The sequence below is a fragment of the Modicisalibacter sp. 'Wilcox' genome, from assembly GCF_010993675.1.
Classification (GTDB): Bacteria; Pseudomonadota; Gammaproteobacteria; order Pseudomonadales; family Halomonadaceae; genus Modicisalibacter; species Modicisalibacter tunisiensis.
This window is the reverse complement of sequence record NZ_WNXF01000011.1, coordinates 122,723-140,235: the sequence shown is the minus strand read 5'-3', so window position 1 is coordinate 140,235 and position 17,513 is coordinate 122,723. Positions and strand designations below refer to the sequence as shown.

Below are 17,513 nucleotides of genomic sequence, written 5' to 3'. Positions count from 1 at the left end.
CTGGTGGGTCGTGTAGGATTCGAACCTACGACCAATTGGTTAAAAGCCAACTGCTCTACCAACTGAGCTAACGACCCGGAGCGCCATGGACGCCAGAATCGGCGGGAGTGGTGGGTCGTGTAGGATTCGAACCTACGACCAATTGGTTAAAAGCCAACTGCTCTACCAACTGAGCTAACGACCCGCCGCCGGATCGTCGGAACCGCCACCCCGCGTCGGGAGCGGATGGTGGGTCGTGTAGGATTCGAACCTACGACCAATTGGTTAAAAGCCAACTGCTCTACCAACTGAGCTAACGACCCGTCCGACAGGGCGCACATAGTACTTTCCGTGCGCCGAACTGGCAAGCTTTTTCTTTATCCGTTTCAGCGCTTAACGCGAATGCGGCGCGCCGCGCGGCTTGCGCATCGCCCGCACCGGGCGGCGCTTGTTCTTGTCGCGGCTCCAGCGGTTCTGCTCCTCAGGCGTCAGGCTCGGCACCTTGCGCGGCTCGAGCCCCGCCATGGCCGACAGATCATCGATTTCCTCCTGGGTCAGCTCGACCCACTCGCCGGCCTTGGCCCGCTTGTCGAGGAAGATGTTGCCGTAGCGCACGCGCTTGAGACGGCTGACGGTCAGTCCCTGGGACTCCCACAGCCGACGCACCTCGCGGTTGCGGCCTTCCATGATCACCACGTGGAACCAGGTGTTGATGCCCTCGCCGCCGAACTCCTGCACGTCGGTGAAGCGGGCCGGACCGTCCTCGAGCATCACGCCCTCGACCATCGCCACCACGTGCTCGCGCTGCACGTGCCCCATGACCCGCACCGCATACTCGCGCTCGATCTGCGTCGAGGGGTGCATCAGGCGATTGGCCAGCTCACCGTCGGTGGTGAACAGCAGCAGACCGCTGGTGTTGATGTCCAGACGGCCGATGGCGATCCAGCGCTCGCCCTTGAGCCGCGGCAGCCGCTCGAAGACGGTACGCCGCCCTTCCGGGTCCTTGCGCGTACACAGTTCGCCCTCGGGCTTGTTGTACATGATCACCCGGCGCGGCACTTCGGCATCGGCGCGCAGGTTGACCGGGTTGTCGTCGAGGCTCACGCGGTCGCGGACCTCGATCCGGTCGCCGAGCTTGGCGACCTGGCCGTTGACCTTGACGCGGCCGTCGCTGATCGCCGTTTCCATCTCGCGGCGCGAGCCCAGCCCGGCGCGCGCCAGGACCTTCTGGAGTTTCTCGGTGTTGCTGTTCATGAATCGGATGACATCTCGTCTGATGGGTGATCCGCGCCGCCCGCGGCGCCATCATCGACGTCGCTGTCTGCTGGGCGGGCGCGTGCGGCCAGGCGTGCCTCGAGATCGGCGAAGCTCAGGCCCGTCCGCGCGGACGCCGTCCCGGCGTGTCGGGTATCGTCGGCCGTCCCGGCCGTCGGGTCGTGCATTGTGCCGGTTTCCCCGGCCTCTGTCGCCGGGGCGCCGCTCGGCGGCGTGTCCCCGGCCTCGCTTGATTCAGCCCCGTTCGATCCAGCATAGCCGGATTCCTCGCCGAGCTCGACGTCCTGCAGCGCATGCATCGGCGGCAGCGCATCCAGGGTCTTGAGGCCGAAGTCGTCGAGAAACTGCCGGGTGGTGGCATAGACCGCCGGTCGCCCCGGCACGTCGCGATGGCCGACCACGCGGATCCAGCCGCGCTCGCTCAGGGTACGCATGATCGAACCGCTCACCGAGACCCCGCGCACTTCCTCGATGTCGCCCCGGGTCACCGGCTGACGGTAGGCGATCAGCGCCAGGGTCTCGAGCAGCGCCCGCGAGTAGCGCTGGGGCCGCTCGTCCCACAGCCGCGCCACCCAGGGCGACAGGCGCCGCCGGATGCGCAGCTGGTAGCCCGAGGCTGACTCGAGCAGTTCCAGCGCGCCCTCGGTCAGGCGTGTCTCGAGGCGCGCCAGGGCCTCGCGCAGTTCGCGACGCGGCGGGCGTTCGTGATCGTCGAACACCTCGGCGAGCCGCTCCAGCGACAGCGGCTCGCCGGCCGCCAGCAGTGTCGCCTCGAGAATCTCGTCCAGCCGGGTTTCACTCATCGGGGCTCTCCTCGAAGGCGCTCTCTTCAAAGGCCCTCTCGCCGTGCTCGTCGTCCCATTCGTCGTTCGCCGTGTCACCGGTCTCCCCGCCCTGCCGGGCGCGCACGTGGATCGGCGACAGGGGCGCATTCTGGACGATCTCGATCAGCGCCTCCTTGGCCAGCTCGAGAATCGCCATGAAGGTCACCACCACCCCGGCGCGCCCCTCCTCGAGCGTGAACAGCGACTCGAAGGCCACGAAACGCTCATGGTCCAGGGCCGCCATGATGCGCAGCATGCGCTCGCGGGTCGACAGCACCTCGCGGCTGACGGTGTGCGCCTGGGTCAGCTCGGCCCGCCGGAGGATGCCGGCCAGCGCCCCGAGCAGCTCGTCGAGCCCCACTTCGGGATGCACCACCCGGGTCTCGAGCGGCGGCAGCGCCGCCCGGGCGGGGAACCAGTCGCGCCCCTGACGCGGCAGCTCGTCGAGCGATTCGGCGGCATTCTTGAGGCGCTCGTATTCCTGCAGGCGGCGGATCAGCTCGGCGCGCGGGTCCGCCTCGTCATCCTCGGCATCGCCCCTGGGCGGGCGCGGCAGCAGCGTGCGCGACTTGATCTCGGCGAGCATCGCCGCCATCAGCAGGTACTCGCCGGCCAGGTCGATCTCCAGCGCCTTCATCAGCTCCACGTACTCGATGTACTGGCGCGTGATCGCTGCCACGTCGATGGCGAGGATATCCAGGTTCTGGCGACGGATCAGGTAGAGCAGCAGGTCGAGCGGCCCCTCGAAGGTCTCGAGAAACACCCGCAGCGCCTCCGGCGGGATGTAGAGATCCTCCGGCAGCTCGCGCAGCGGCTCGCCGGCGACCCGCGCCAGCACCGTCTCGACGCCCTCGGCCCCGGTGCCGCCCGCGGCTTGGGGCGCGACGTCCTGAAGGGAGTCGGAAGGAGCCTGGGAGGCGTCCTGGAGAGAATCACTGGCCGTCATGGGGGTCCTCGTTCGCCGAACCGGGCAGTCTACCAAGGCCGAGCCACGGAAACATCCTTGCCGGCTTCGCGCCCAGGGCTATCGCAGTTGGCGTTGTCGGCTCGGGACTGATCCGTCGACAGGCCTGCGAGGGGGCGCTGTGACCCCCTCCCTGGGCGCTACCGACGCCATCCCTGGCGTCGGACCCCCTCTGCGACCTGTCCCCGGCGCCCCTCGTCATGCCTAACTGCGATCGCCCTAGCTTCGCTCCCCGGCCCGTCACACCTCGGTGCCGGCGGGGGCCGCCGTGCGGTAGCGCCCGGTATAGTCGAACAGCTTCTCGCGCACCTGCCAGTAGCGGCCGACGCGCCGCCCCACCACGAAGTCCGGCGCCTTGAGCCGGCGCTCGCCGTCGATCACCGCCTCGGGCGTCTCCGGCCGCCAGTCGCTGCCCGGGGCACGCAGGTGCTCGCGCAGGAAGGCGGCGGCGAAGGCCCGCCGCTGGGCCGGCGTCTCGAGCGCAAACCACTCGTCCAGCGTCGCGCCGTCCTCGTCGTGATAGGTCACCTTCAGGCGCGGCAGCCCACGGCCGTTGGTGACCGCGGCCAGCTGCATGCCCGAGACCCGCAGCACCCGGGCATCCTTGAGCTTGAGCGCGTCGCGCAGCTTGTCGTCGGGGTCGACCAGCCGCGCCCCGCAGCCGTGGCAGGTCCGCGCGGCGATGTCGTTCTCGGCGCCGCACTGCTCGCAGGTCTTGAAGCGAAAACGGAACGCGCACTGCTCCATCGCCGGCCTTGCCGGTTGTGACGTTGTGTCGTTCGCGCGGGGATGGGCGCTATCAACAAGCCCCTGGCAGCGCCGGCCGTAGTGCTCGATCACCAGGTCGCCGTCGCGCTTGCCCCAGAACAGGTTGGCGTGGCCGCACTCGGGACACTCGACCTGGACCGGCTCGGCGTCGGAATCGGGCCGCGGCGCACCGACCTCCGGCGCGTAGAGATCCCAGGGGTTGCCGGCGTAGTCGAGGATCAGGCAATCCGTCTTGCCCGGCGCCAGGCGCAGGCCGCGGCCGACGATCTGCTGGTACAGGCTCACCGACTCGGTGGGCCGCAGGATCGCGATCAGGTCGACGTGGGGCGCGTCGAAGCCGGTGGTCAGCACCGCGACGTTGACCAGGTACTTGAGCCGCCCGGCCTTGAAGGTCTCGATGGTCTGCGTGCGCTCGCGCGAGGGCGTGGCGCCGGTGATCAGTGCCGCCTCGTCGGTGGGCAGATAGCCCAGGATCTCCTCGGCATGGGCCACCGTGGCGGCGAAGATCATCACCCCGCGCCGCTCGCGGGCGCGCTCGATGATCTCGGCGATGATCGTGGGTGTCGCCCGGTGGCCGCTGACCACGCGATTGAGTTCCGCCTCGGCGAAGACCCCGCGCGACGTGGGCATCAGTCGCGAGAAGTCGTAGCGCTCGACGGCGGCATCGATGCGCCTTGGCTCGGCCAGATAGCCCTGCTTGACCATCAGCCGCAGCGGCTGCTCGAACACGCAGTCGCGGAAGAAGCAGTCCGCCTCGCCGCGCACCATGCCGTGATGGTGACGGTGATAGATGAAGCCCTGGCCCAGGCGATACGGCGTGGCGGTCAGCCCCAGTACCTTGAGACGCGGATTGGCGGCCCGGAAATGCGTGATCACTCGCCGGTAGCCGGCGTCCTTGTCCGGCGAGACCCGGTGGCACTCGTCGATCACCAGCAGCGTGAAATCGCCCGCCGCGAAGGCCTCGAGGTTGCGCACCACCGACTGCACCGAACCGAACACCACCTGGCGTGCGGCCTCCTTGCGGCCCAGCCCGGCGCTGAAGATGTCGGCCTCGAGCCCGTAGGCCCGGTACTTGGCGTGATTCTGCTCGACCAGCTCGCGCACATGCGCCAGCACCAGCACCCGGCCGCGGGCCAGGCGCGCCAGCTCGGCGATCACCAGCGACTTGCCGCTGCCGGTGGGCAGCACCACCACCGCCGGGTCGTCGCCGGCGCGAAAGTGCTCGACCACGCGCGCCACCGCCTGGCGCTGGTAGGGGCGCAGGGTGGGCACGTCATGGCGCTCACTCATGCCAAGGCCCCGCCACCGACCATGCAAACCCGGCCTTCCGGACAGGCCTCCCTGGACACGAGAGTTGAAGAAACGGACAACGACCCGACATACTCATATACACCTTGGCGGCAGACAGGGACGTCGCCGGCCCTGTCTTTGCCCACATCGCAAGAGGAGATGGCCCACCATGAAAGCACCCACCGGTCCCGAATGCCCCGTCTGCGGCAGTCGCGAGAAGCGCTTCCCGCCGGGTCGCGAGGGGCAGTACCACGTGTTCTGCGACAACTGCGACCATGACTTCGGTCGCTACGACCAGTTGATCGGCCAGTTCCGCCACATCCTCGACGATCTCGAACACCAGCTGGGCATCGACGACGCCTCGCCCCGTTCGACCCCCGAGGCGTCCGACACGCCGCCGCGCTGACGACCACGGCGCTGCCGGGAATCACAACGTCAAGGCCGCAGCCCGGAGGCTGCGGCCTTTTCGCGGGTATCGCGGTCCGCCGATCAGCCGACCCACACCCGGGCGTTGCGGAACAGCCGCATCCAGGCGCCGTCGCGGGTCCATTCGCTCGGTCGCCAGGAATTGGTGACCGCCCGCGCGACGCGCTCGGGGTGCGGCATCATGATGGTCACCCGGCCGTCGGGCGTGGTCAGGCCGGTGATGCCGGACGGCGAGCCATTGGGGTTGGCCGGGTAGTGGGTGGTCACCTGGCCGTAGTTGTCGACGTAGCGCAGGGCGATCTGGCCGCCGCCCTGCATGGCCCGCAGGTGGCCGCTGTCGCGGAACTCGGCACGCCCTTCGCCGTGGGCCACGGCGATCGGCAGCCTTGAGCCTTCCATCCCGGCAAGCAGGATCGACGGACTTTCCTCGACCCGCACCATCGAGACGCGGGCCTCGAACTGCTCGGACTCGTTGCGCACGAAGCGCGGCCAGCTCTCGGCGCCGGGGATCAGCTCCTTGAGCTGGGAGAGCATCTGGCAGCCGTTGCACACCCCCAGCGCGAAGCTGTCGTCGCGGGCGAAGAAGTCCGCGAACTGCGCCCGCGCCCGCGCGTTGAACAGCACCGACTTGGCCCAGCCGCCGCCGGCGCCCAGCACGTCGCCGTAGGAGAAGCCGCCGCAGGCGACCAGCCCCTTCATGGTGGCCAGGTCGACGCGCCCGGCCAGGATGTCGCTCATGTGCACGTCGAGCGTCTCGAAGCCGGCCTGATCGAAGGCCGCGGCCATCTCGACATGGCCGTTGACGCCCTGCTCGCGCAGGATCGCCATGCGCGGGCGGGCGGTGTTGACGAACGGCGCGGCCACGTCCTCGTCGACGGCGAAGGTCGGCTCCGCGCACAGGCCCGGATCGCGCAGGTCGAGCAGGTTGTCGAACTCGGCCTTGGCACAGTCGGGATTGTCGCGCAGCGCCTGCAGGCGGTAGCTGGTCTCGGCCCAGGTCCGCTGCGCCAGCGCGCGGGTGGTCTCGAGCAGCGGCTCCTCGAACAGCGTGACGCGCACTTGGTCGTCGTAGCGCGGCCGGGCGATCACCCCGCAGGTCTCGATGCCGGCGGCAGCGAACTGGGCCAGCACCGTCTCGGTCTCCTGGCGGTTGACCTGAATGACCGCGCCGAGCTCCTCGGCAAACAGCGCCCCCGGTGCCGCATAGGCGTCGTCGATCAGCCAGTCGAGCTTGATCTCCAGCCCGCCGCGCCCGGCGAAGGCCATCTCCAGCAGGGTCACCAGCAGGCCGCCGTCGCTGCGGTCGTGATAGGCCAGCAGCTTGCCGTCGGCATTGAGCCCCTGGATGACCGCGAAGAACGCCTTGAGGTCCTCGGCGTCGTCGAGGTCCGGGCAGGCATCGCCCACCTGGCCGTAGACCTGGGCCAGCGCCGAGCCGCCCAGGCGATTACGCCCGCCGCCCAGATCGACGAGGATCAGGTCGCTCTCGTCCTGGTCGAGGCGCAGCTGCGGCGTCAGCGTCTTCAGCGCATCGGTGACGGGGGCGAAGCCGGTGATGTTCAGCGTCAGCGGCGCGGTGACCTTCTTGTCCTCGGTGGCGTCACCCTCGCCGGCCTGCCAGGCGGTGCGCATGGACATCGAGTCCTTGCCCACCGGCACGGCGACGCCCAGCGCCGGGCAGAGTTCCATGCCCACCGCGTGCACGGCGTCATACAGCGCCTGGTTCTCGCCCGGGTGGTCGGCGGCGCTCATCCAGTTGGCGGAGAGCCGGACGTTGCCCAGCGCCGCGATCGGCGCCGCCGCCAGGTTGGTGATCGCCTCGGCCACCGCCAGCCGCGCGCTGGCCGCCGGGTCGATCAGCGCCACCGGCGGGCGCTCGCCCATCGCCATCGCCTCGCCGGCGTGGGTGTCGAACGCGGCCGTGGTCACCGCGCAGTCGGCCACCGGCACCTGCCAGGGGCCGACCATCTGGTCACGGGCCACCATGCCGGTGATCGAACGGTCGCCGATGGTGATCAAAAAGCTCTTGGAGGCCACCGCCGGCAGGCGCAGCACGCGATCGAGCGCCTCGCGCAGGTCGAGGTTGTCGAAGTCGGCGCCGGGCATCGGCCGCGCCTCGCGCGTGAAGTCGCGCTGCATCTTGGGCGGCTTGCCGAACAGCACGCTCATCGGCAGGTCCACCGGCAGGCTGTCGAAATGGCCATCGTGAACCTGCAGGTGGTGGGCCTCGGTGGCCTCGCCGACCACCGCATAGGGGCAGCGCTCGCGCTGGCACAGCGCGTCGAAGGTCTCGAGGTCCTCGGCCGCCACCGCCAGCACATAGCGTTCCTGGGCCTCGTTGCACCAGATCTCCAGCGGGCTCATGCCCGGCTCGGCGTTGGGCACGTCGCGCAGCTCGAAGCGCCCGCCGCGGCCGCCGTCCTTGACCAGCTCGGGCAGGGCGTTGGACAGCCCGCCGGCGCCGACGTCGTGGATGAAGGCGATCGGATTGCCCTCGCCCAGTGCCCAGCAACGGTCGATGACCTCCTGGGCACGGCGCTCGATCTCGGGGTTGTCGCGCTGCACCGAGGCGAAGTCGAGATCCTCGCTGGAGCTGCCGGAGGCCATGCTCGATGCCGCGCCGCCACCCAGGCCGATCAGCATCGCCGGCCCGCCCATCACGATCAGCCGGGCGCCGACGGGGATCTCGCCCTTCTCGACGTGCTGCGCGCGGATGTTGCCGTAGCCGCCGGCGAGCATGATCGGCTTGTGGTAGCCGCGCCGCTCGATGCCGTCGGGGCCCACCGCGTCCTGCTCGTAGGTGCGGAAGTAGCCGTTGAGGTTGGGGCGGCCGAACTCGTTGTTGAACGCCGCGCCGCCGATCGGCGCCTCGAGCATGATGTCGAGCGCCGACTGGATGCGCTCGGGCTTGCCGTAGTCGAAGGCTTCCCAGGGCTGAACGAACTCGGGGATGCGCAGGTTGGAGACCGCGAAGCCGGTCAGCCCCGCCTTGGGCTTGCCGCCGCGGCCGGTGGCGCCCTCGTCGCGGATCTCGCCGCCCGAGCCGGTGGCCGCGCCGGGATGCGGGGCGATCGCCGTGGGGTGGTTGTGGGTTTCCACCTTCATCAGGATGTGGATCGGCTCGCGCGTCGCCGCGTAGCGTGCCTCGTCGTCGCCCAGCCGCGGCGCGGCGAAGAAGCGGCCTGCTTCGGAACCTTCGATCACCGCCGCGTTGTCGCTGTAGGCGGAGAGAATGCCCTCCGGCGCGTGCTTGTGCGTATTGCGGATCATCTGGAACAGCGAGTGCGGCTGCACCTCGCCGTCGATGGTCCACTCGGCGTTGAAGATCTTGTGCCGGCAGTGCTCGGAGTTGGCCTGGGCGAACATCATCAGCTCGACATCGCTGGGGTTGCGCTCCAGGCCGCGGAACGCCTCCAGCAGGTAGTCGATCTCGTCGTCGGCCAGCGCCAGGCCCAGCGCACCGTTGGCCTCGACCAGTGCCGCACGGCCGCCGCCGAGCACATCCACCTGCCCCAGCGGCGCGGGCTCGTGATGCGCGAACAGCTTGACCGCGTCCGAGGCGTTGGCCAGGACCGTTTCGGTCATGCGGTCGTGGAGCGTGGCGACGATCGCCGAGAAGGCCGTCTCGCTGAGCACGCCCTCCAGCCGGACGCGATAGGCAATGCCGCGCTCGATGCGGCGGACCTTGTCCAGGCCGCAGTTGCGGGCGATGTCGGTCGCCTTGGACGACCACGGCGAGATGGTGCCCAGGCGGGGCACGACCAGGAACAGGTGGCCGGCACGCGGCGTTTCGGCCTCGTCCCGGACACCATAGGTCAGCAGGCTGTCGAGCACCTCGCGTTCGCGGTCGTCCAGCTCTCCGTCGAGGTCCACGAAGTGGACGTACTCGGCGTGCAGCGAGTCGACCTCGGTGACCCGCTCGCGCAGGGTGCTGAGCAGCTTGGCATGACGGAAAGCGGAAAGGGCGGGCGCTCCTCGCAGTTCGAGCATGTCGAAAGAAGCCTCTGAAGAAAGCCGAAAGATGGTCGCCGCGGCGGCGGCAATGAACACCCATGATACTGGAAAGGCGGGATATCGAGAAATCCGCGGCGGCGTGGAAACGCCCGAGATGACAGTTTCCCGGCCGCCGGGTATGGTAAGCCGTCCACTGTAACCAATTGAAAACATGCTCAAGGCTTTCGCTCGCCACCCGCGCCGTACCGCGCTGGCCGGGCTGGGTGCCATGCTGCTGGGCTGGCCCATCCGGCAGGCGCCGCCCGATGATACCCTGCTCGCGTCGATTCGAGACCGCGACTTCCTGCAGGTGGCCACCCGCAACACCCCGACCACTTACTACCAGGGGCGCCAGGGGCCGACCGGCTTCGAGTTCGAGCTGGCACGGCGCTTCGCGGATCGGCTCGGCGTCAGCCTGGCACTGGACAGCGACGGCAACATCGGCGATGTGATCGCGGCGGTGCGCGACGGCGACGCCGACCTGGGCGCGGCCGCCCTGCCCCTGGATCCGAGCCTGCCCGGCGTGAACTTCAGCCGCGCGATCATGACGCTGCAGCCACTGGTGGTTTATCGGCGTGGCCTGCCGCCGATCGACGCGCCCGAGGATCTGATCGGGCACTCCATCGGCGTGATCAAGGGCTCGGGCGCCAGCCTGGTGCTGCGCGAGCTGCAATCCCGGCTGACAAAGCTGAGCTGGAAGGAATCCGCGGACCTGGAGGTGGCCGACCTGCTGAGCATGGTGGAAAACGGCGAACTGGACGCCGCGGTGATCTACGCGCACCAGTTCAAGCTCAATCGCCTGTTCTTCCCCGGGGTGGAAAACGGCTTTTTGATCGGCGACCCGCTGAGCCTGGCCTGGGCCCTGCCCGCCAGCGGCGGCCTGGCCCTGCTGCGCCGGGTCAATGCCTTCCTCGACGCCATGCAGGGCAGCGGCACGCTGGACACCCTGATCAATCGCTACTTCGGCCACGATGACTACCTGGAATACGTCGGCGCCCGTACCTTCATCCAGCAGGCCAACCAGCGCCTCGACGACTACAAGGACGACTTCGTCGCCGCCGCCAAGGACACCGGCTTCGACTGGAAGCTGCTCGCCGCCCTGGGCTACCAGGAGTCCCACTGGAAGCCCCGGGCCACCTCGCCGACCGGCGTGCGCGGCCTGATGATGCTCACCGAACGTACCGCCCAGGAGGTGGGCATCGACAACCGCCTCGACCCCGCCCAGAGCATCGAGGGCGGCGCCCGCTACCTGCGCGAGATGGAACAGCGCCTGCAGCCCGAGATCCAGGGCCAGGACCGCCTGTGGATGGCGCTGGCCGCCTACAACGTCGGCCTGGGGCATCTCTACGATGCCCAGAAGATCGCCGACATGCGCGGCGACGACCCCTACGCCTGGCCCGACGTGCGCAAGGCCCTGCCCCTGCTGCAGAAGCGCGAGTGGTACAGCCAGGTCCGCCACGGCTACGCGCGGGGCGGCGAGCCGGTGATCTACGTGCGCAACATCCGCCGCTACTACGAGATTCTCAACTACATGGAGCGCAGCGAGCAGCAGTTCTTCCAGCTCAACCAGCGCGCGCCCGGCGACGCGGACACCCAGCAGCTGTTCGACGTGGTGCCGCCGGTCCTGTAGCACTCATCCCGCGCCGCCTTCCGGCTCACGCCGCACGGCGAAGAAGTCCTGCATCAGCCGCCGCGCCCGGGTCGCCAGCACGCCGCCCTCCACCACCACCCGGTGATTGAACCACGGCTGGGCGAACAGGTTGGCGCGGGACTCCACCATGCCGGTCCGGGGCTCCGCGGCACCGTACACCACGCGCGCCAGCCGCGCGTTGATGATCGCCCCGGTGCACATCAGGCAGGGCTCGAGCGTCACGTACAGGGTGCAGCCCTCCAGGCGATAGTTGGCGGCTCGCTCGGCGGCGGCGCGCAGCGCGCGAATCTCGGCATGGGCACTGGGATCGTGAGCGCCGACCGGGGCGTTGTAGCCGGCGCCGATCAGCTCGCCGACGGCATCCACCACCACCGCCCCCACCGGCACCTCGTCGCGTGACAGCGCCTCGCGGGCCTGGTCCAGGGCACGGTGCATGTAGTAGGTGTCGCTGCGCATGAACGGGGTCTCGGGTATCCTGTCGATGGACATAGCTTACACGCCGGGAGAACACCCATGACACACGCACTCGACGGCCTGGTCTCGCTGCTGGGCCTGGAGATGCTCGAGGAGAACCTGTTCCGGGGGCGCAGCCAGGATCTCGGCTTTCCCCAGCTGTTCGGCGGCCAGGTCCTCGGTCAGGCGCTCTCCGCCGCCAGCCAGACCGTCGACCCGGCACGCCGCGTGCATTCCCTGCACGGCTACTTCCTGCTCGCCGGCGACGCCCACCATCCGGTGATCTATCAGGTGGACCGGGTGCGCGACGGCGGCAGCTTCTCCACGCGCCGGATCAGCGCCACCCAGCACGGCCGCACGATCTTCTTCTGCAGCGCCTCGTTCCATGTCGACGAGCCCGGCTTCGCCCACCAGGCGCGCCGGCCCGACGTCGCCGATCCCGACACCCTGATCGCCGAGGGCGCCGAACCGCAGCGCTTCGACGGCCATCCCGTGGAGTTCCTGCACCTGCCGGACGGCGAACGCGACGGCATGCCCACCCAGCGGCTGTGGTTCCGCCTGGCCGGCGAGCTGCCCGACGACGCCATCCTGCACCGCTACCTGCTGGCCTACAGCTCGGACTTCAACCTGCTGACCACCAGCCTGATCGGCCACGGCACCCGCTTCGGCGACCCGCGGCTGCGCATCGCCAGTCTCGACCACGCCCTGTGGTTCCACCGCGACGCGCCGATCAACGACTGGCTGCTCTACGACATGGCAAGCCCCCGGGCCGGCGGCGCGCTCGGTTTCGCCCGCGGCAGCCTCTTCGACCGGGCCGGCCGGCTGGTCGCCTCGTCGGCGCAGGAGGGGCTGGTACGGCTCAAGGACGCCTGATGTCCCCGCGACCTCCGCCGAAACGCCAGCGGCCGGCCCCGAAGGGCCGGCCGCTGCGTGTCATCGCCGGTGAGACGGTCGCGGTTCAGGCCGCGTCCTTCTTCAGCGAGGCCATGTCGATGACGAAGCGATAGCGCACGTCACCCGCCTTCATGCGCTCCCAGGCCTCGTTGATGTCCTGGATGTCGATCATCTCGACGTCGCAGGTGATGCCCTTCTCGGCACAGAAGTCGAGCACTTCCTGAGTCTCGGGGATGCCGCCGATCAGCGAGCCGGCCAGCACGCGGCGCCGGAAGATCAGGTTGGCACCCGCCACACCGGGCTCCAGCGGCTGCATCTGGCCGACCAGGATGTGCGTGCCATCGTAGGTCAGCGCCTGCAGGTAGGGGTTCAGGTCGTGCTCGTTGGGCACGGTATCGAGCATGAAGTCGAAGGTCTCGGCGACCGCCGCCATCTGCTCCTCGTCGGTGGAGACCACCACATGATCGGCGCCGTTGGATTTCGCCTCGGCCACCTTGCTCTCGGAGCGGGTGAAGATCGTCACCTCGGCCCCCAGCGCCTTGGCCAGCTTGACCCCCATGTGGCCCAGGCCGCCCATGCCGATCACCCCGACCTTGTCGCCCGGCTTGACGCCGTAGTGCTTGAGCGGCGAGTAGGTGGTGATGCCGGCGCACAGCAGCGGCGCGGCGGACTTCAGGTCGATGCCTTCCGGCATGCGCAGCACGAAACGCTCGCTGACCACGACCTTGTCGGAATAGCCGCCCTGGGTCAGCGTGCCGTCGTGACGGTCCTCGCTGCCGTAGGTCATGGTGAAGCCTTCGGCGCAGTACTGCTCCAGGCCGTCGTCGCAGGCCTGGCAATGGCGGCAGGAGTCGACCATGCAGCCCACGCCGACCAGGTCGCCCTCCTTGTAGTGCTTGACGTCGCTGCCCACGGCGGTCACGCGGCCGACGATCTCGTGGCCCGGCACCACCGGGTAGGCCGCCATGCCCCAGTCGTCGCGGGCGAAGTGCAGGTCGCTGTGGCAGACGCCGCAGTAGAGAATATCGATCGAGACGTCATCGGGACGCGGCTCGCGACGGTCGAAGGCATACGGCTCGAGCGCCGATTCGGCGGAATGGGCGGCATAACCCTTGGCATTGGCCATGAAGTCACTCCCTGTTGGATCATGGAGCCCGCCGGCCACGGCAGCCGGCAAACGGGACGAACAACGCCGCACAGTGTGGTTCATGACTCCGCCTCCGGCCATGCCGAATTCTGTACGATTCATGCCCGATACTCCGCAGCCTCCCGGTCATATGCCGGAAAACGGCAGATTTTCTGCTCACGAGTACGCTATCCTGAGGCCCTTGATCGCCAACCCACAGGCTCGTCGATGACCACGCTCACCGCCTCCCCCGACGCGTCGCCGGCCACCGCGACCCCGGCCCGGCTCCAGCACATGGCCGCACTGATCGCCCCGCTCGTCGACGGCGACGGCTTTTTGCCCACCGCCCTGCCGGGCGTGCAGCTGATCGCCTCGCACTGCGGCCACGCGCGCACGCCGCTGATCTACGAGCCCAGCCTGATCATCATCGTTCAGGGCGGCAAGATCGGCTACCTGAACGAGCGCGTGATTCACTACGGCGCCGGCCACTACCTGGTCCAGGCCCTGCCGCTGCCCTTCGAGTGCGAGACCCAGGCCAGCGACCGGGAGCCGCTGCTGGGCGTGTCGATCCGCCTGGATCGGCTGATGCTCGGCGAGCTGGCCCGCCCCTGGCTCAGGGCCGGGCAGGAACGCCCCGCCGGTCCGCCGACGCCGATGGCGGCCGTGCCCCTGGAGGGGCGCATGGCGGAAAACGTCACCCGCCTGCTCGACTGCCTGTACGACCCGCTGCTCGCCGAGACGCTCGGCGAGGCCCGCCTGCGCGAAGTGGTCTTCGAGGCCCTGCGCGGCCCTCAGGGCGAGTCGCTGCTGCAGCTGCTGGCCACCTCCGGCCAGTACGCGCGCATCGGCGAGGCGCTGGATTTCCTGCACCGCCACTACGCCCGGCCGCTGACGGTGGATCACCTCGCCGAGCAGGTCAGCATGAGCGCCTCGCACTTTCACCATCATTTCAAGCGCACCACGCACCTGGCGCCGATGCAGTACCTCAAGCGCCTGCGCCTGCTCAAGGCGCGCTCGCTGCTCGACCAGCAGGGCTGGCAGGTCGGGCGTACCGCGACCGCGGTGGGCTACCAGAGCCCCTCGCAGTTCAGCCGCGACTACAAGCGCTACTTCGGCGTCAGCCCCGGCACGGAGCGCCGCCGCCCGCTCGACGCCGCCGGCATCACAGGGCCATGAGCCCCTGGATCAGGTAGACCGCCCCCACCACGGTGACGATCCAGCGCGTCCAGTAGCGAAAGTGGGCATTGCTGAGCCGCCGCAGGACGCCGTTGCCCGCGCGCGTACCGAGGAAGGCCACCGGCACGGCCAGCGCGATGGCCCCCCACTGGTCGGCGCTCAGCGCCAGGGCCGAGCCGGCGTAGAAGATGATCTTGATGGCATGGGCGATCACCTGGACAGCTGCCTTGGTGGCGACGATCTGGCGACGATCCATGCCGGTGCGAATGAAGAACAAATCGATGGTCGGCCCGGACACCCCGGCGGCGATGGTCAGGCCCCCGGCGATCACCCCGCAGGCCAGGGCGTGCCCGGGTCGCGAGGCATCGAAGTGGAACCAGCGCCGGGGGATCCACACCAGCACCGGCATCACGCCGATCAGCAGCGACACGATGGTGACATCCGGGTGATAGCCCAGCCAGGCCAGCACCACGGCCGAGACGGCGCCTCCGGAGGCGATCAGGGCGACGATGCGCGGCGCGATGTAGCGGCGCGACAGCCAGGCCCGTGAGCCGTTGGAGGCCAGCTGGATGACGCCATGCACGACGATTGCCACGCTGGCCGGCAGCGCCAGCAGCAGGCACCCCAGCAGGATCAGGCCGCCGGCCATGCCGAAGATGCCCGACAGCGTCGAGGTCAGGAAGACGACAGCGAAGAAGGCGGCGGTCAGGGGAAGCGTCACGACGTCGGGGCTCCTCGGCGGGCCGATGGCAACGGCGACGCACCATCGGCATGGGCTAGACTGGCCATGCTACCACCGGGCATCGGGCACCGGGCCCCGCAGCGCCTCGCTCGCGACCGAGCGGACGCTGGCGCGCGTCTCGTCGCCCCGGGGTACAATCCGCCGCACGCCGGCAGGGCGCGGAAGAATCGCACGAAAACACGCCGTTTGCGGGGGCTGAGCTCGCCTTCTCGCGCGCGCCGCGGCACGATAATGGCCCCTGCAGGTCGGCCGCGGACAATCGCTAAGCTGTCGTTAAGAATTCGTGCCCACCCTGTCGCCACCTCATCTTGCCATCGCGGGAACTTCGATGCTTCGATCCCTATCCACTCGCCTGTCGTCCTGGCCCCAGATCCGTACCTGGCAATCGGGCCTGCTGCTGACCCTGGTCACCGCCATCGCGGTCGCCGTGATCCGGGTCACCCACCTGCCGTTGATGCCCATCGACGAGACGCGCTATCTCTCGGTGGCCTGGGAGATGTGGCAGCACCACAGCTTCCTGGTCCCGCTGCTCAACGGCGAGACCTACGCCCACAAGCCGCCGCTGCTGTTCTGGGTGATTCAGGCCGGCTGGGCGCTGTTCGGCACCAGCGATGTCGTGGCCCGCCTGGCGGTGCCGGCCGTCGGCCTGCTGGCCTTCCCGCTGCTGGTGGCCATCCAGCGCGAGTGGCCCGAGTCACAGGCGCCGGGCATGCGCTGGGCGCCGCCGGTGCTGCTGGCCATGACCATGTGGTTCGTCTACATGGCCCTGAGCATGTTCGACATCCTGCTGACCACCTGCTTCCTGGTCGCGGTGCTGGGCTGGGTGCGCTACGTGCACCGCGACGATCGTCGCTGGGTCTGGCTGGCCGGCTTCGGCCTGGGACTGGCCCTGCTCGCCAAGGGGCCGGTGATCCTCATCTACTGGCTGCCGCTGACCCTGAGCATGCGCTTCTGGCGCGCCGAGGGTGTGACCATCGGCGCCCGCCACTACTGGGCGATCCTGCCGGCCACCCTGCTCGGTGCCGCCGTGGTGCTCGCCTGGGCCATTCCCGCCGCGATCGATGGCGGCCCCGCCTATGCCGAGGCGATCTTCTGGGGCCAGTCTGCGGGGCGCGTGGCCAACGCCTTCGACCATGCCCGCCCCTGGTACTGGTACCTGCCGCTGCTGCCGCTGCTGACCCTGCCCTGGCCGACCGTCTGGCTGTGGCGGCGTCCGCTAGCCGGTGGTTCGCTCGAGCGTTTCGCCCTGTGGGGCTGCCTGCCGCCGCTGGCGATCCTGAGCCTGGTCAGCGGCAAGCAGATCCACTACCTGATGCCGGCCCTGCCCTTCCTGGCGATCTGGGTGGCCGGTCAGATCGAGCGCCATCCGCCCCGTCGCACCTGGCTCTACCGTATCCTGCTGCTGGTGCTCGCCGGCCTGATGCTCGCCCTGCCCGAGATCGCCCAGCGCTTCTATCCGCTAGCCCCCCTGTCCAATGCCACGCGTCTTCTGGCGCTGGTGCCGCTGGCGTTCATCGCCTGGCTGAGCCTGCACCCCCGGCGCGTGGTCATGACGCTGGCCTGGCCGCTGAGCCTGCTGGCCCTGCTGGTGGGGTTGTCGCCGGCGCTGACCCGCTACTACGACGTCACGCCGATCGCCCGCGAGATCGGCCATCAGCAACAGCAGGGCGTGCCGGTCGCCTATATCGGCGACTATGCCGACCAGTTCCGCTTCCTCGGCCGCCTCACCCACGACATGGCCGTGATCGACTCCGACGAGGTCGCCGCCTGGAGTGCCGACCACCCGCAGGGCGCGCTGATCGAGGTGCTCGACGAGGTCTCGCCCGCCCAGCGTGACGCGGCGCTGTTCACCCAGCCCTACCGCGGCAGCGTCCTGGTGCTGATGCCCACCGCCCGCTACGGCCTGCTCGACCGCTGAGCCACCCCCTCCGCCCCCGAACACGAAAGGGCCC

At 69.3% G+C, this 17,513-nt stretch carries 13 protein-coding genes and 3 tRNA genes; 5 read left to right on the top strand and 11 right to left on the bottom strand.

Annotated elements, in window-relative coordinates:
* Nucleotide 1 precedes the first annotated feature (1 nt).
* The 7 genes from G7A98_RS11600 to G7A98_RS11570 all read right to left on the bottom strand — a co-directional run bounded on the left by G7A98_RS11600 (nucleotide 2) and on the right by G7A98_RS11570 (nucleotide 5,100).
* A tRNA-Lys gene (locus G7A98_RS11600) sits at nucleotides 2-77 on the bottom strand.
* Nucleotides 78-108: 31 nt separating this feature from the next.
* Nucleotides 109-184: transfer RNA gene (locus G7A98_RS11595), tRNA-Lys, on the bottom strand.
* A 42-nt stretch (nucleotides 185-226) separates the two neighbouring features.
* Nucleotides 227-302 (bottom strand) — tRNA-Lys (locus G7A98_RS11590).
* A gap of 70 nt (nucleotides 303-372) precedes the next feature.
* Complete coding sequence (gene rluB / locus G7A98_RS11585; RefSeq protein ID WP_163649830.1) at nucleotides 373-1,233, bottom strand: 23S rRNA pseudouridine(2605) synthase RluB; 861 nt, start codon at nucleotides 1,231-1,233, stop codon at nucleotides 373-375.
* Complete coding sequence (scpB, locus tag G7A98_RS11580; RefSeq protein WP_163649829.1) at nucleotides 1,230-2,057, bottom strand: SMC-Scp complex subunit ScpB; 828 nt, start codon at nucleotides 2,055-2,057, stop codon at nucleotides 1,230-1,232. The genes rluB and scpB overlap by 4 nt, the downstream gene beginning before the upstream one ends.
* The gene (locus G7A98_RS11575) at nucleotides 2,050-3,024 is read right to left on the bottom strand and encodes a ScpA family protein (protein ID WP_163649828.1); all 975 of its coding nucleotides are present in this window, start codon (nucleotides 3,022-3,024) and stop codon (nucleotides 2,050-2,052) included. The genes scpB and G7A98_RS11575 overlap by 8 nt, the downstream gene beginning before the upstream one ends.
* A gap of 258 nt (nucleotides 3,025-3,282) precedes the next feature.
* A complete protein-coding gene (locus G7A98_RS11570) occupies nucleotides 3,283-5,100 on the bottom strand; it encodes a DEAD/DEAH box helicase (protein ID WP_163649827.1) in 1,818 nt (605 codons plus the stop codon).
* Nucleotides 5,101-5,269: 169 nt separating this feature from the next.
* On the opposite strand from G7A98_RS11570, the gene G7A98_RS11565 reads away from it, so the two are divergent.
* A complete protein-coding gene (locus G7A98_RS11565) occupies nucleotides 5,270-5,506 on the top strand; it encodes a hypothetical protein (protein WP_163649826.1) in 237 nt (78 codons plus the stop codon).
* Nucleotides 5,507-5,589: 83 nt separating this feature from the next.
* On the opposite strand, the gene purL is transcribed toward G7A98_RS11565, so the two are convergent.
* Nucleotides 5,590-9,516 (bottom strand): phosphoribosylformylglycinamidine synthase, encoded by a 3,927-nt coding sequence (purL, locus tag G7A98_RS11560; protein WP_163649825.1) that lies wholly within the window; start codon nucleotides 9,514-9,516, stop codon nucleotides 5,590-5,592.
* A 175-nt stretch (nucleotides 9,517-9,691) separates the two neighbouring features.
* Here purL and mltF point away from each other — a divergent pair, with 175 nt between their 5' ends.
* Nucleotides 9,692-11,149: a membrane-bound lytic murein transglycosylase MltF gene (gene mltF / locus G7A98_RS11555; RefSeq protein ID WP_163649824.1), complete on the top strand. Its 1,458-nt coding sequence runs from the start codon at nucleotides 9,692-9,694 to the stop codon at nucleotides 11,147-11,149.
* A gap of 3 nt (nucleotides 11,150-11,152) precedes the next feature.
* Here mltF and tadA read toward each other — a convergent pair whose 3' ends face one another.
* Nucleotides 11,153-11,626, bottom strand: a complete 474-nt coding sequence (tadA, locus tag G7A98_RS11550) for a tRNA adenosine(34) deaminase TadA (RefSeq protein ID WP_163649840.1) — start codon at nucleotides 11,624-11,626, stop codon at nucleotides 11,153-11,155.
* Between the two features lie 57 nt (nucleotides 11,627-11,683).
* Here tadA and G7A98_RS11545 point away from each other — a divergent pair, with 57 nt between their 5' ends.
* Nucleotides 11,684-12,496, top strand: a complete 813-nt coding sequence (locus tag G7A98_RS11545) for an acyl-CoA thioesterase II (protein WP_163649823.1) — start codon at nucleotides 11,684-11,686, stop codon at nucleotides 12,494-12,496.
* Between the two features lie 85 nt (nucleotides 12,497-12,581).
* Here the strand turns inward: G7A98_RS11545 and G7A98_RS11540 are convergent, their stop codons facing one another.
* Nucleotides 12,582-13,643 (bottom strand): NAD(P)-dependent alcohol dehydrogenase, encoded by a 1,062-nt coding sequence (locus G7A98_RS11540; protein ID WP_163649822.1) that lies wholly within the window; start codon nucleotides 13,641-13,643, stop codon nucleotides 12,582-12,584.
* A gap of 228 nt (nucleotides 13,644-13,871) precedes the next feature.
* Between G7A98_RS11540 and G7A98_RS11535 the strand changes: the two genes are divergently transcribed.
* Nucleotides 13,872-14,819: an AraC family transcriptional regulator gene (locus tag G7A98_RS11535; RefSeq protein WP_163649821.1), complete on the top strand. Its 948-nt coding sequence runs from the start codon at nucleotides 13,872-13,874 to the stop codon at nucleotides 14,817-14,819.
* Here the strand turns inward: G7A98_RS11535 and G7A98_RS11530 are convergent.
* The gene (locus G7A98_RS11530) at nucleotides 14,806-15,540 is read right to left on the bottom strand and encodes a sulfite exporter TauE/SafE family protein (RefSeq protein ID WP_163649820.1); all 735 of its coding nucleotides are present in this window, start codon (nucleotides 15,538-15,540) and stop codon (nucleotides 14,806-14,808) included. The genes G7A98_RS11535 and G7A98_RS11530 overlap by 14 nt on opposite strands.
* Before the next feature lie 349 nt (nucleotides 15,541-15,889).
* Here G7A98_RS11530 and G7A98_RS11525 point away from each other — a divergent pair, with 349 nt between their 5' ends.
* The gene (locus tag G7A98_RS11525) at nucleotides 15,890-17,479 is read left to right on the top strand and encodes a glycosyltransferase family 39 protein (RefSeq protein ID WP_163649819.1); all 1,590 of its coding nucleotides are present in this window, start codon (nucleotides 15,890-15,892) and stop codon (nucleotides 17,477-17,479) included.
* Nucleotides 17,480-17,513: the final 34 nt, after the last annotated feature.

What these genes read in the sequence shown, in the direction of transcription:
- rluB (WP_163649830.1), bottom strand. Translation starts at nt 1,233, where the DNA reads ATGAACAGCAACACCGAGAAACTCCAGAAGGTCCTGGCGCGCGCCGGG.
- scpB (WP_163649829.1), bottom strand. Translation starts at nt 2,057, where the DNA reads ATGAGTGAAACCCGGCTGGACGAGATTCTCGAGGCGACACTGCTGGCG.
- G7A98_RS11575 (WP_163649828.1), bottom strand. Translation starts at nt 3,024, where the DNA reads ATGACGGCCAGTGATTCTCTCCAGGACGCCTCCCAGGCTCCTTCCGAC.
- G7A98_RS11570 (WP_163649827.1), bottom strand. Translation starts at nt 5,100, where the DNA reads ATGAGTGAGCGCCATGACGTGCCCACCCTGCGCCCCTACCAGCGCCAG.
- G7A98_RS11565 (WP_163649826.1), top strand. Translation starts at nt 5,270, where the DNA reads ATGAAAGCACCCACCGGTCCCGAATGCCCCGTCTGCGGCAGTCGCGAG.
- purL (WP_163649825.1), bottom strand. Translation starts at nt 9,516, where the DNA reads ATGCTCGAACTGCGAGGAGCGCCCGCCCTTTCCGCTTTCCGTCATGCC.
- mltF (WP_163649824.1), top strand. Translation starts at nt 9,692, where the DNA reads ATGCTCAAGGCTTTCGCTCGCCACCCGCGCCGTACCGCGCTGGCCGGG.
- tadA (WP_163649840.1), bottom strand. Translation starts at nt 11,626, where the DNA reads ATGCGCAGCGACACCTACTACATGCACCGTGCCCTGGACCAGGCCCGC.
- G7A98_RS11545 (WP_163649823.1), top strand. Translation starts at nt 11,684, where the DNA reads ATGACACACGCACTCGACGGCCTGGTCTCGCTGCTGGGCCTGGAGATG.
- G7A98_RS11540 (WP_163649822.1), bottom strand. Translation starts at nt 13,643, where the DNA reads ATGGCCAATGCCAAGGGTTATGCCGCCCATTCCGCCGAATCGGCGCTC.
- G7A98_RS11535 (WP_163649821.1), top strand. Translation starts at nt 13,872, where the DNA reads ATGACCACGCTCACCGCCTCCCCCGACGCGTCGCCGGCCACCGCGACC.
- G7A98_RS11525 (WP_163649819.1), top strand. Translation starts at nt 15,890, where the DNA reads ATGCTTCGATCCCTATCCACTCGCCTGTCGTCCTGGCCCCAGATCCGT.